The sequence below is a fragment of the Brevibacterium sp. CS2 genome (assembly GCF_005280295.1).
GTDB classification, from domain to species: Bacteria; Actinomycetota; Actinomycetes; order Actinomycetales; family Brevibacteriaceae; genus Brevibacterium; species Brevibacterium pityocampae.
This window is the reverse complement of the sequence record NZ_CP040020.1, coordinates 313,589-325,963: the sequence shown is the minus strand read 5'-3', so window position 1 is coordinate 325,963 and position 12,375 is coordinate 313,589. Positions and strand designations below refer to the sequence as shown.

The following is a 12,375-nucleotide window of genomic DNA, read 5'->3' as shown; positions in this document are numbered from 1 at the left end:
CCCGTCGGCACCTCGACACCTGCCGGCCCTGCGCCTGCCTCACAACCGGCGGATGCCACCTCGGCACCTGCCGGCTCTGCGCCTGCCTCACATCCGGCGGACGGCACCTCGGCACCCACCGGCCCCGCAGCCGCCTCGCAACGGGCCGGCGCCGCCTCGGCACCCGGCGCCGCCCCGACGGGCGACACCGGCGTGAATGACCGTTCCCGGTTCGGGTTCGCGGTCGAGGCGCGGATGGAGTCGGGCGGGCGCGCCGGGGTGATCCGGACCCCGCACGGTGACATCCCCACTCCGGCGTTCGTCCCGGTGGGCACCAAGGCCACTGTCAAGGCCGTCAAGCCTGACGACGTCGCCGCGCTCGGCGCTCGCGCGGTGCTCGCCAACGCCTACCACCTCTACCTGCAGCCGGGCCCGGACCTCATCGACGAGGCGGGCGGGCTCGGCGCGTTCATGGGCTGGCCCGGTCCCACCTTCACCGACTCCGGCGGCTTCCAGGTGATGAGCCTGGGCTCGGGGTTCAAGAAGGTCCTGTCCGAGGAGTTCTCCGGCGCCCGCAGCGACCAGGCCGTGGCGGCGGGCAAGGAGCGGATGGCGAACGTCGACGACGACGGGGTGACCTTCAAGTCCCACCTCGACGGCAGCCGTCACCGGTTCACCGCCGAGGTGTCCATGCAGGTCCAGCACCAGCTGGGAGCGGACATCATCTTCGCCTTCGACGAGCTCACCACGCTCGTCAACACCCGCGGCTACCAGGAGGAGGCGCTCGAGCGCACCCGGCTGTGGGCGCAGCGCTGCATCGTCGAGCACGAGCGCCTCACCGCCGCCCGCTCCCACCGCCCCTACCAGGCGCTGTTCGGCGTGATCCAGGGCGCGCAGTACGAGGACCTGCGCCGCAAGGCCGCCCGGGACCTCGGCGCGATGGACTTCGACGGCTTCGGGATCGGCGGGGCGCTCGAGAAGGACCGGCTCGGCACGATCGTCGGCTGGGTCTCCGAGGAGCTGCCGGAGGCCAAGCCCCGACACCTGCTGGGGATCTCCGAGCCCGACGACCTGTTCACCGCGATCGCCGCCGGCGCGGACACCTTCGACTGCGTCTCGCCCTCCCGCGTGGCGCGCAATGCCGCGGTGTACTCGCGCGACGGTCGCTACAACCTCACCGGGGCGAAGTACCGCCGCGACTTCTCACCCCTCGACCCGGAGTGCACGTGCAGCACGTGCGCGACCTTCTCCCGCGCCTACCTGCGCCACCTCTACAAGGCCAAGGAGATGCTGTTCTCCACGCTCGTGACGATCCACAACGAGCACTTCATCGTCGATCTCGTCGCGCGGATCCGGCAGGCGATCATCGACGGCCGCTTCCACGAGCTCGAGGCTGAGGTGCTCGGCCGCTACTACGCGAACCGCCGCTGATCCCACGGTCCCCGAGGGCCGATCCGGTGGGCTCCCGAGGCGTCCCTCGACGACACCGGACCGCCGACCCCGCGGTGAGCGGTGATCGACGGTCCGGATGTGCCGGGTGCGACCCGTGCGTGCTGCGCGCGAGGCGCCGCGGGTCGTGCCGCGGGTCGATCAGACTCGGGCGGCGGTCTCCTGGCGGAGCCGGTCGGTCTCGATCGAGTAGGTCTCCTCGCGCTTCTTGATCATGCCGATGACCTGGTACGTCACCGGCATGAGGAGCACCTCGACGGCGACCTTGTAGACGAAGCCGAACAGCACGTAGTTGAGGAACTCGGTGCCCGGGATGACGCCGAGGAACGCGACCGTGCAGAAGATCACGGTGTCTGCGGCCTCGCCCACGCCGGTCGAGGTCAGCAGCCGCACCCACAGGTGCTTCTCGCCCATCCGGCGCTTGATCCGGACGAGGACGAAGGAGTTGAGGAGCTGGCCGACGACGTAGCCGGCGAGCGAGGCGAGCACGATCCGCGGGTAGAATCCGATGACGGCCTGGAAGGCCTCCTGGTGCTCGTAGCCGGGCCCGGCCGGGGAGATCTGGACGAGGTAGAACACCGCAGAGGCGAGGATCTGCATCGCGAAGCCGGTGATCACGGCCTTGCGCGCGGCGCGGAAGCCGTACACCTCGCTGAGCACGTCGCCGAGGATGTAGGCGACCGGGAAGAGGAAGGCGCCGCCGTCGGCGACGATCGGGCCGAACCCGATGATCTTGGTGGCGGCGATGTTGGAGATGAGGAGCACGCAGCAGAACACTGCGAGGATGACGGCGTAGTAGGCGCCGCGGGTCGAGGCGAAGGCCGCGAGGTGGGCGCGGTGCGCCGGGGATGTGCCTCGGGGGATCGGGAGGTGTCGGTCCGGGGGTTGTCGCCGGGTCGCTGGGGCGGCCCGGCTGCCCAGATGCGGGGCGGTCGGCTGCGGACGGGTCAGTCGGGTGCAACGGAGATCTCTCTTCCTTCGGTGACGGTGAGCAGTTCGTCGAACGTCAGCGGGACCATGGTGTCCGGGGTCCCGCCGGCGGCCCAGATTACCGGATGGCCGCGCAGCGCCGTGTCGACGTAGGTGGTGAGCGGAGCCGGGTGTCCGCACGGAGCGACCCCGCCGATGATCTGGCCGGTCGCCGCCCGGACCATCTCCGGCTTCGCCCGTCCGATGCGCGTGTACCCGAGCGCCCGGGCGGTGTGGTCGGTGTCGACGCGGTGCGCGCCGGAGGTCATGATGAGGATCGGTTCGTCGTCGGCCGAGAACACGAGGCTGTTCGCGATCGCGCCGAGCTCGACGCCGAGGTGGTCGGCGGCCTCCTGCGCGGTGTGGGCGCCGGTGTCGAGGTCGCGGACCTCGGAATCGATGCCGCGGGCGCGCAGGTCGCGGATCACGGCTTCGGTGCGGGCGTGCATGTCAGTCTCCTCGGGGGGCGGGGGCGGCGTGGTGGGCATCCTCGTCATCCGGCGACCCGGCGCCGCTCGTGTCGACCTCGGGGACGGCGCCGGCCTCCGCGGCCGAGGTGGTGCTCTCCGCGGCGGGGTCCCCGCCGGTGCCGCTCCCGCCGGGTTCTGCGGCGTCGAGCCCGCGCCGGCGCAGGAGCGCGTCGATGGGCGGGACACCGCCGAAGAAGTCGATGATCGCAGTCATCGGGTGCACGGCGTTGCCCGGCGCCAGGATCTCCCTGCGGAATGCGGAGCCGGCCTCGAAGTCGAGGCCGCCGTGGGCCTCGAACCACTCCGCGGCGTGCGCGGCGATCACCTCCGACCACAGGTAGGAGTAGTAGCCGGCGGCGTAGCCGTTGCCGAAGATATGGGCGAAGTACGTGGTGCGGTACCGCGGCGGGACGAGCGAGTCGAGGCCGGTGGCGGCGAGCGCCTCGGCCTCGAAGGCGAGCACGTCGGTGACCTGGTCGCCCGGGTCGAGCGAGTGCCAGCCGAGGTCGAGCAGCGCGGCGGCGAGGTATTCGACGGTCCGGAACCCCTGGCCGAGCGTGCGGGCGCGGCGCAGCCGCTCGGCCTCCGCGGCCGGCAGGGGTTCGCCGGTGTGCACGTGGACGGCGTAGTTGGGCAGCACCTGCTGGTGGAATGCCCACATCTCGTTGAGCTGGGAGGGGAACTCGACGTAGTCGCGCGGCACCGCGGTGCCCGACAGCGACGGGTAGGTCGAGTTGGAGAACAGACCGTGGAGCACGTGGCCGAACTCGTGGAACAGCGTGATCGTCTCGTCCGGGCTCAGCAGCTGCGGGGCTCCGGGAGCGGCGGGAGTGAGGTTGAGGCTGAGCGTGACGATCGGCTTCTCACCGGTCAGCCGGCCCTGGCTGACGAGCTGGTCCATCCAGGCCCCGCCGCCCTTGCCGGGGCGGGCGCAGGCGTCGAGGCACACGAGGCCGATCACCCGGCCGTCCTCGAAGGCCTCGAACACGCGCACGTCGGGGTGCCAGGCGGGCATGTCGCGCCGCTCGGAGAACTCCACCCCGTAGAGGTTGTGCGCGGCGTAGAACACCCCGTCGAACAGCACCCGGTCGAGCTCGAAGTACTCGGCGATGCGGGCGGGGTCGAGGCCGGACTCCTCGGCGACGAGCCGCTGCACCCAGTGGGAGATGTCGGCGGCCTCGAGCCGGTCGGGGGACCAGCGCTCGCGGACGGTGGCGAGCTCCTCGGCGAGCCGGGCGAGGGCGGGATCGACGAGCGCGGCGAGCAGACCTCCGGCGGCGTCGGGGCTGTTCGCCGTCTGCGCGTCGATCGCGTACCCGGCGTACGAGCGGTAGCCGAGCAGCCCGGCAAGCGCCGCGCGCAGGGTGGTGATGTCGGAGACGATCTCCCGCAGGTCCCCGGGGCCGCGCTGCGAGCCGCGCGAGAGCGAGGCGGCGAACAGCTCCGACCGGGTGCGCGGGTCGGTGAGCTGGGCGAGCGCGGGCTGCTGGCTCGTGTTCGCCAGCGGCAGCACCCAGCCCTCGACCCCGCGCTCGGCGGCCTCCCGGGCGGCGGCACCGCGGGCGGTCTCCCCGAGCCCGGCGAGCGCCTCGGGGTCGGTGAGGTGGAGCGCGCGGTCGTGGGACTCCTGGCGCAGGATGCGGGTGAACTCGCTGCTCAGCGCCTCGATCTCCGCGATGATCTCCCCGGCGTGCGAGCGCGACTCGAGGTCGAGCCGGGCGCCGGCGCGGACCGCATCGAGGAGCTGCAGCTCGTGGCGGCGGCGGTCGACCGGGTTGAGCTCGGAGGTTGGCACGTGCTCGAGGCGGGAGAAGAGCTCCCCGTCGAGCAGCGCGTGGAGGCGGGCCTGGAGGAGCACCTGGGTCACCTCGGCCACCGGTTCCGCCCACTCCTCGGTGAGGAGGTTCGCCTCGATGACCCGGACGAGCGCCTGGAGCCGGAACAGCGGGTGGCCGGCCTCGCCCAGCTGCAGGGTGGTGTTCGCGAAGGTCGGGTCCGTCGACGCGGAGCGGATGCGGGCGATGCGCGTCTCCTGGTGCTCGATCGCCCGGCGCGCGGCGTCGTGGAGGTGCTCGGGGGTGAATGCGGAGAAGTCGGGGAGTGCGAGGTCGGGTGGTGCGGAGACGAAGTCCCAGACGGGGTTGGACGCCGGTCGCTGTTCGGTCTGCACTGCGGACTCCTCGGGTCGACGGTTCCTACGGGCGCGTAGTGTGGTGCTCCATGAGCGGATTCGAGGGGTACCGGCACGGTGACCCGATGACGCGGCGGATCGAGGTCGGCCTCCTCATGGCCGGTCTCGCCACGTTCACCCTGCTCTACAGCACTCAGGCCATCCTGCCGTATTTCACGCGCGAGTACAGCATCAGCCCGGCCGTCGCGGCGCTCTCCGTGTCCTTCGCCACCGCGGGCCTGGGCATCGGTCTCATCCTCGCGGTGCCGATCTCCGAGCGGATCGGGCGGGTGCGGCTCATCCGCTGGTCGCTCGCGCTCGCCTCCGTGCTCGGGGTGGTCGTCGCCCTCGTCGACGACTGGAACCTCTTCCTCCTCGCCCGGTTCGTCATGGGGTTCGCACTCGCCGGGCTGCCGGCCACCGCCGCGGTGTACCTCAAGGAGGAGATCCACCGCTCGTACGCGACGAGCGCGACGGGCATCTACATCTTCGGCACCACGCTCGGCGGGCTCGCCGGGCGGATCGTGTCGACGGGGATCATCGACGTCCTCGATCGGTTCGGCATCGCGGAGCGGATGCCGCTGTCGCCCTCGCACATGGCGCTGCTCGGCACCGCGCTGCTGTCGATCGGCTGTGCGGTGGCGTGCTGGTTCCTGCTCCCGGAGTCGCGCGGCTTCTCCCCGCACCGCGATGCGCCGGCCGCGCTCGTGCGGAAGTTCGGCCGGGCGTTCCGCGATCCGGTGCTGCTCGGCCTCTACCTGACCGGCGGGCTGGGGATGGGGACCTTCGTCGGGGCGTTCAACGTGCTCGGCTTCCGGCTCGAGGCCGCGCCCTATCTGCTCGGCATCGGGGCGATCGGCCTCCTCTACCTCATCTACCCGGTCGCCGGCTATGCGAGCGTGCTCGCCGGGCGGGCGGCCGACCGGTACTCCCTGCGCTCCGTGCTGCCGCTCGGGTCGCTCATGGCGCTGGCCGGGATCGGGATCATGGCCGCCCGTCCGCTCGTCCTCGTGGTGCTCGGGATGGCGATCCTCGCGATGGGCTTCTTCGTCATGCACTCGCTCGCCTCCGCATGGGTGGCCTCCCGCTCGACCGCGACGGTCGGGGTGCCCGCGCAGGCGGCGTCGATGTACATGCTCTTCTACTACACGGGGTCCTCGATCAACGGGAACCTCGCCCCGGTCGCCTGGGAGGCGCAGGGCTGGTGGGGCGTCACCGTGCTCACCGGCGCGATGATGACCACCGCGTTCGTCATCGCCCTGCTCCTGCGCCGCTCCCGCCCCGCGCTCACCTGAGGCCCCATCCACCATGCAATTTTCGGCGGTTCCTGTGAACGGTTCCGCCGATCTCTGCAAGGTCAGCGCCTTCCGGGGCGCCTCGTACCGGGGATCCGTCGAATCGCGCCGGCGGCTTCGCGCCCCCCTTGCGATCGCACCGAATGGGCGTCTGCGGCGTGGAGTTCACCGGGGCGTCGGACGGTTCTGGTACAACGGCTCGTGTGACGACTCAGCCCCCTCCGCCTCCGGACTCCACCCCGGACCGCCCGCCGGCCCGCACCAGCGCGGCCTCCCAGCCCGGTGCCGCGCTGTCGCGCACCCTCGGCCTCAGCGATGCGGTGATCATCGGGCTCGGGTCGATGATCGGCGCCGGCATCTTCGCCGCGCTCGCCCCCGCCACCGCCGAGGCGGGCAGCTGGGTGTTCCTCGCCCTCGCCCTCGCCGCGCTCGTCGCCTACTGCAACGCCACCTCCTCGGCCCAGCTCGCCGCCCAGTACCCGACCTCCGGGGGCACCTACGCCTACGCCCGGGCGCAGCTGAACCCCTCCCTGGGACTCGTCGCCGGGTGGGGATTCGTCATCGGCAAGACGGCCTCGGCCGCGGCGATGGCGCTGACTTTCGCGGCCTATGCCGCGGGGGAGGCGTGGCAGAAGCCGCTCGCGGTCCTCGCCCTCCTCGCGATCACCACGGTCAACACCCTGGGGATCTCGAAGACGGCGCGGATGACCCGCTGGATCGTTCTCAGCGTGCTCGCGATCCTGGGCGTGCTGCTCGCCGTGATCGCCGCCGGGGACGAGTTCTCCTTCGGCGTCATCTCCTCGGCGGCCTCCCGCATCGATGCGTCCGGGAACCTCGTCGTGCCGGCCGGCTTCGACCTGTTCGGCGTGCTCCAGGCCGCCGGCATCCTGTTCTTCGCGTTCGCCGGCTACGCCCGCATCGCCACTCTGGGCGAGGAGGTGCGCGAACCGCGGCGCACCATCCCGCGCGCCATCGTCACCGCGCTCGCCATCACCGCGGCCCTCTACGCCGTCATCGCCGTCGCGGTCATGGGCGTGCTCGGCCCCGCCCAGCTCGCCCAGAGCGCCGTGCCCCTCGCCGAGGCGGTCGGCCGCTCCACCTGGGCGCAGGCACTGGTGCGGGTGGGGGCCGCGCTCGCCTGCCTGGGCGCGCTGCTCGGGCTCGCCGCAGGACTCGGACGCACGATCTTCGCGATGGCGCGCGACTCCCGGCACTTCGGGTTCCTCGCGCACGTCGGCGAACGGTTCCGGACCCCGGCGCGGGCGGAGTTCCTCGTGTGCGCGGCAGCGGTCGTGCTCGTGCTCCTCGGCGACATCCGGCAGGCGATCGGGTTCTCGTCCTTCGGGGTGCTCGTCTACTACGCGATCACGAACATCACCGCGTTCACCCAGACCGGTGCGCAGCGCCTCTATCCGCGCGTCCTCCAGGTGCTCGGGCTCGTCCTGTGCCTGCTGCTCGCCTTCACGGTGTCCGGGCAGGCGGTGCTCGTCGGGGCGGTGCTGTTCGTCGTCATCGCCGCGGTCGTGCTCGTCCTGCGCCGGCGATCCCCCTGACCGGGAGTGCAGTTTCCGGAGGTTCCTGAGAGCGGATCCGCCGGACTCCGCGATCTCAGCCGCCCCCTGGACCGGTCCGGGGCGCGGGCCTACAGTGGGGTCATGAGCGACGACGACGTCCGGTACCCTCCCGCCGAGCTGGCCGAACTGCCCGACGACATCCGCGCGATGATCGAGGAGCAGGCCGAGCGCGCCGGGTTCATCCCCAACGTGTTCCTCGCGATGGCCCGCCGGCCGGCGGAGTTCCGCGCCTTCTTCGCCTACCACGAGGCGCTCATGGACAAGGACACCGGCGGGCTCTCCAGGGCCGACCGGGAGATGATCGTCACCGCCACCTCGGCGGCGAACGACTGCCTCTACTGCGTGGTCGCCCACGGGGCGCTGCTGCGGATCTACGCCAAGGACTTCCACATCGCGGACAAGGTCGCCGTCAACCACCGCGCGGCCGGTCTCCCGGAGCGCCAGCGGGTCATGCTCGATTTCGCCCTCAAGGTCTGCACGGCCCCCGGCACGGTCGAGGACAGCGATTTCGACGTGCTCCACGCCCAGGGCTTCGACGACGAGGACATCTGGGACATCACCGCGATCACCGGCTTCTACGGCCTCTCGAACCGCCTGGCGACGGTCACCGGGATGCGCCCGAACCCCGAGTTCTACCTCCTCGGCCGCATGCCCCGCAGCTGAGGACGACACCGGGCGGACCGCCCGCCCGGTGGAGGAGGAGCGTGACGACATGAGCACCGCAGCCGCAGTCCTGGAATCCACCCCGGCGATCGCCGGGGAGGCCGCCTCCCGCGTGGGCCTGACGCAGGCGACGATCGACCTGCTCCAGGACCTCATCGCCCAGCACGGCGAGCTCATGTTCCACCAGTCCGGCGGCTGCTGCGACGGATCGGCGCCGATGTGCTTCCCCGCCGGGGAATTCCTCACCTCGGACGCCGACGTGCTGCTCGGCACCTTCGAGGTCCCGCTGGCAGGCGGCGGGACGAGCCCGCTCGAGTTCTGGATGTCCGTGGAGCAGTTCGAGTACTGGAAGCACACGAAGCTCACCATCGACGTGGTGCCCGGCCGCGGCGCCGGCTTCAGCGTCGAGTCGCCCACCGGCAAGCGCTTCCTCATCCGCTCCGCGCTCATGGAGTGACGGCACCCATGGCGTGACGTCACCCAGCGGACGTCACCCAGCGGACGTGGCCGCCGAGGCGCCCGCCCCGTCCGTCGCCGGGCCCGAGGGGCGGGCCCGGACGCCGTCGAGGCGCCCCGCCTCAGCCGGCCAGCGCGCTCAGTCGGCCAGAGCGCTGAGCTCCTGCCATTCCTCCCAGGTGTAGACCCAGTCGGCGACCTCGCCGGAATCCACCGTGAGATCGACGGAGGAGCCGGTGACCTCCACCGGGTCGCCGTACATCGCGGAGTCGTAGTACTCGCTCGCGCGCTCGGTGGAGAGGTTGATGCAGCCGTGGGAGACGTTCGCCGAGCCCTGCGAGCCCACCGACCACGGGGCGGCGTGGATGAACTCGCCGTTGTTGTGGATGCGCACCGCGTGGGTGACCGGGGTCGAGTAGCCCCACTGCTCCGAGGTCATCGTGTAGGACTCGGCCTTCGACATGACGATGTGCATGCCGTTGTACGACGGCGAGCGCGGGGCGCCCAGGGAGGCCGGGAAGTCCATGACCTCCTCGCCGTTGCGGGTGACGGTCATCCGGTGGGTCTTCGCGTCGGCGACGGTGATCTGCTCGCGGCCGATCTCGAAGTCGAGCGTCATGTCCTTCCCGCCGTGCGCGGACTCGGAGAACGGCACGTCCTCGAGCGGCAGGTCGACGGCGACCTGCGAGTGCGCGGGCCAGAACTCGGCGGGCCGGTAGTGGATGCGGGAGTGGCCGTCGATGTTCGGCAGCCAGGCCCAGCCACCGTCGACCTCGCGCGGCTCGCCGTCCTCGTCGGTGACCGCGACGCTCAGCCTCTGCTCGACGTCGTCGCGGAACTCCTCATCGACCGAGCCGCCGAAGTTGATGATGATCGGGGCGCCCACGCCCACGGTGTCGTCGTCGGCGATGACCGAGCGCGCCCGCACCGTGCTGCCGGCCGGTGCGCTCGTCTCGAAGGTGCCGGTGGTGGTGTGCTCGCTGCCGTCGGCCGCGGTGGTGACGGCCCGCCATTCGTACGAGGCGCCGCCGGCCAGTCCGGCGCGCGCCTGCCAGCCGGTGCCGTCCTCGCTCACCGTGCCCGGGTCGGCCGGCACTGCGGAGTGGTCGGCGTCGAGGAGCTCGACCGAGGCGAACTCACCGCCGGTGACGGCGAGGGCGAAGGTGTCGCCGGGGGCGAACTCGATATCGGCGGCATCCGTGCCTGCCGCGCCCGATGGAGCGGGCGGACCCGGTTCGGTCTGCTCGGGCGCGCTCGCCTCGGCTCCGCCGCCCCCCGATCCGGGCTCCGATCCCTCCTCCGAGGAGGGATCGTCCGCGGGTGTCTTCTGGTCCCCTGCATCCACCTCATCCGGGTCGACGACCTCGACGACGGGGGCGGCCGCGGTGGCCTCGGTCGCGCTGTCGGTCGGCCGGGTGCCGTCCGTGGACTGCGGGCCGGGCTGCTGGGCGGTGCATGCACTGAGCAGGACCACGGCGGTGGCGGCGACGAGTGCGGCGGATGGGCGACGGAGCACGGGAGCTCTCCTGGTGACGAGGCGGGTGGGGCGGAGCCGGATCCGACGGGGCGGCGGTGCCGGTCCGCGCGGGAGCGCAGGGGCGGCATCGCGCATGCGCGATGGTCGGGGGGCTCCGGATCAGAGTAGACGTCGGCGTGTTGCGGTCCTCCGGCGAGTGCGCCCGGATCCGAGCGAGATGTGTCGGCCCACCTGTCTGACCTGCGGGTTCGATCGGTGCAGGCGTTGCGGAATTGTGACAGTGGGAGCCGGGGTGCGAGCGCGACCCGCATCCCGGGCGCCCGCCCGCGCCTCGCCGGCGTCCCCGGGCCGAGGCCTGCGCGCGCCCGCCGCTCAGTCCCCGGCGGCGGGCCGGACGAGCCGGGTGGCGATGAGGCCGAACAGGAGCGAGAGGCCGACGGAGACGACGAGCACCCAGCCGAAGGCGTCCATCGGCGGGAGCAGCGCGAAGAGGACGGTGAACAGGCTCGACAGGGTCGCGACGCCGATCCCCATCCCGGCCTGCTGGGTGGTGGCGATGAGTCCGCCGGTGAGGCCGGCGACGCGGTTGGGCACGTGGTTCATCACCACGGAGATCAGCGGCCCGAACATCAGGCCCTGCCCGCCGCCGATGAGGATGCCGACGAGCTGGTACCAGAGGAGGAACGGCTGCGCGTCGGCGAACGCGAGGATCGCGAGGACCGCGAACCCGGTGGCCTGGAAGGCCGAGCCGACGAGCAGGATGCGCGGACCGAACGAGTCGAGGAGCCGGGTGGCGAAGGTCGAGGAGATGACGAAGGACGTCGCGAGCACGAGGAGTGACAGCCCCGACTTGAGCGGCGGCCAGCCGAGCCCCTGCTGCGTGAACACCGCGAAGTTGTACATGAATGCCGAGAGCATGAGGAAGAACAGTGCGGCGAGCACCATCCCGATCTTCACCGCCGGCTCGGTGATGACGTGGAGGGGGAGGACGGAGGGCCGCTGGGACAGCTCCCGGTTGAGCAGGTGCCGGCGCAGCACGAAGAACCCGACGGCCGAGGCGGCGAGCAGTCCCAGCGTGAGCGCGAGCATCCCCGGGGTGGAGAACGGGTCGAGCGGATCGACAGCGGCGGCGTTCGTCAGACCGGTGATGAGGCAGAGGAGGGCGAAGGCGACGAGGGCGGAGCCGGGGAAGTCGAAGCCCTCGGGGTCGGGGGAGCGCGATTCGCGGAGGTACCCGGTGCCGGCCCAGGTGACGGCGGCGATGACGGCGATGGACAGGAAGGCCGCGCGCCAGCCGAACTCGACGGGGAACAGGCTGTTGATCGACCCGCCGATGATGTTGCCGCCCACGGTCCCGATCCCGGCGAAGATGCTGTAGCCGCTGATGGCGCGGGAGCGGGCGGCGCCGGTGAGCGTGGCCTGCACGGTGGACAGGATCTGCGGGGTGGTGAGCGCGGCGGCGCAGCCCTGGAGGAGGCGGCCGAGCACGAGGAGCTCGACGGACGGGGCGAACGCGGTGAGGACGGAGCAGACGAGGATCGCCGCGATCCCGATCCGGAACAGGCGCCGTCGGCCGAAGGTGTCGCCCAGGCGCCCGCAGATGATGAGACCGGCGGCGAAGGACACCGAATAGGCCCCGATGACCAGGGTCGTCCGTGATCCGGGGAGGTCGAGTGCGGCCTGCATCCCGGGAACGGAGATGTTCGCGACGGCGAACACGTACGTGGAGAGGAAAGTCGCCAGGTACAGCGGCCAGACCCGGGGTGAAAGCGCCGGTGCTTCCATGAATCGAACCCTAGCGTACGTTCGGGTCGGATTGAAACAGTCGGGGGTGACCGGTCGGTCTCGAACGTTCGGGCGGGTGCGCGCAGGC

At 71.7% G+C, this 12,375-nt stretch carries 10 protein-coding genes; 5 read left to right on the top strand and 5 right to left on the bottom strand.

Annotation, left to right across the window (positions count from 1 at the left end; translation table 11 throughout):
* The first annotated feature begins 192 nt into the window (after window positions 1-192).
* Complete coding sequence (tgt, locus tag FDF13_RS01475; RefSeq protein ID WP_247618223.1) at window positions 193-1,410, top strand: tRNA guanosine(34) transglycosylase Tgt; 1,218 nt, start codon at window positions 193-195, stop codon at window positions 1,408-1,410.
* Window positions 1,411-1,569: 159 nt separating this feature from the next.
* On the opposite strand, the gene FDF13_RS01470 is transcribed toward tgt, so the two are convergent.
* The 3 genes from FDF13_RS01470 to FDF13_RS01460 form a co-directional block, all read right to left on the bottom strand.
* A complete protein-coding gene (locus FDF13_RS01470; protein ID WP_254668857.1) occupies window positions 1,570-2,193 on the bottom strand; it encodes a queuosine precursor transporter in 624 nt (207 codons plus the stop codon).
* Window positions 2,194-2,375: 182 nt separating this feature from the next.
* Complete coding sequence (locus FDF13_RS01465; RefSeq protein WP_137318140.1) at window positions 2,376-2,846, bottom strand: YbaK/EbsC family protein; 471 nt, start codon at window positions 2,844-2,846, stop codon at window positions 2,376-2,378.
* Between the two features lies 1 nt (window position 2,847).
* Complete coding sequence (locus FDF13_RS01460; protein WP_175406799.1) at window positions 2,848-5,037, bottom strand: M3 family metallopeptidase; 2,190 nt, start codon at window positions 5,035-5,037, stop codon at window positions 2,848-2,850.
* A gap of 50 nt (window positions 5,038-5,087) precedes the next feature.
* Here FDF13_RS01460 and FDF13_RS01455 point away from each other — a divergent pair, with 50 nt between their 5' ends.
* From FDF13_RS01455 to FDF13_RS01440, 4 genes are all read left to right on the top strand, one after another.
* Window positions 5,088-6,332, top strand: coding sequence for an MFS transporter (locus tag FDF13_RS01455; RefSeq protein WP_137318138.1), 1,245 nt, complete (start codon window positions 5,088-5,090; stop codon window positions 6,330-6,332).
* A gap of 203 nt (window positions 6,333-6,535) precedes the next feature.
* Entirely contained in the window at window positions 6,536-7,885 is a 1,350-nt protein-coding gene (locus FDF13_RS01450; protein ID WP_254668856.1) for an APC family permease, read from the top strand.
* A 102-nt stretch (window positions 7,886-7,987) separates the two neighbouring features.
* Window positions 7,988-8,569 carry a peroxidase-related enzyme gene (locus FDF13_RS01445; protein WP_137318137.1) on the top strand — a complete coding sequence of 194 codons (582 nt, stop codon included), beginning with the start codon at window positions 7,988-7,990 and terminating at the stop codon, window positions 8,567-8,569.
* A 49-nt stretch (window positions 8,570-8,618) separates the two neighbouring features.
* A complete protein-coding gene (locus tag FDF13_RS01440) occupies window positions 8,619-9,026 on the top strand; it encodes a DUF779 domain-containing protein (RefSeq protein ID WP_137318136.1) in 408 nt (135 codons plus the stop codon).
* Window positions 9,027-9,164: 138 nt separating this feature from the next.
* Here FDF13_RS01440 and FDF13_RS01435 read toward each other — a convergent pair whose 3' ends face one another.
* Window positions 9,165-10,541 carry an Ig-like domain-containing protein gene (locus FDF13_RS01435; protein WP_254668855.1) on the bottom strand — a complete coding sequence of 459 codons (1,377 nt, stop codon included), beginning with the start codon at window positions 10,539-10,541 and terminating at the stop codon, window positions 9,165-9,167.
* A gap of 333 nt (window positions 10,542-10,874) precedes the next feature.
* Window positions 10,875-12,287: an MFS transporter gene (locus FDF13_RS01430; RefSeq protein WP_137318134.1), complete on the bottom strand. Its 1,413-nt coding sequence runs from the start codon at window positions 12,285-12,287 to the stop codon at window positions 10,875-10,877.
* Window positions 12,288-12,375 lie beyond the last annotated feature (88 nt).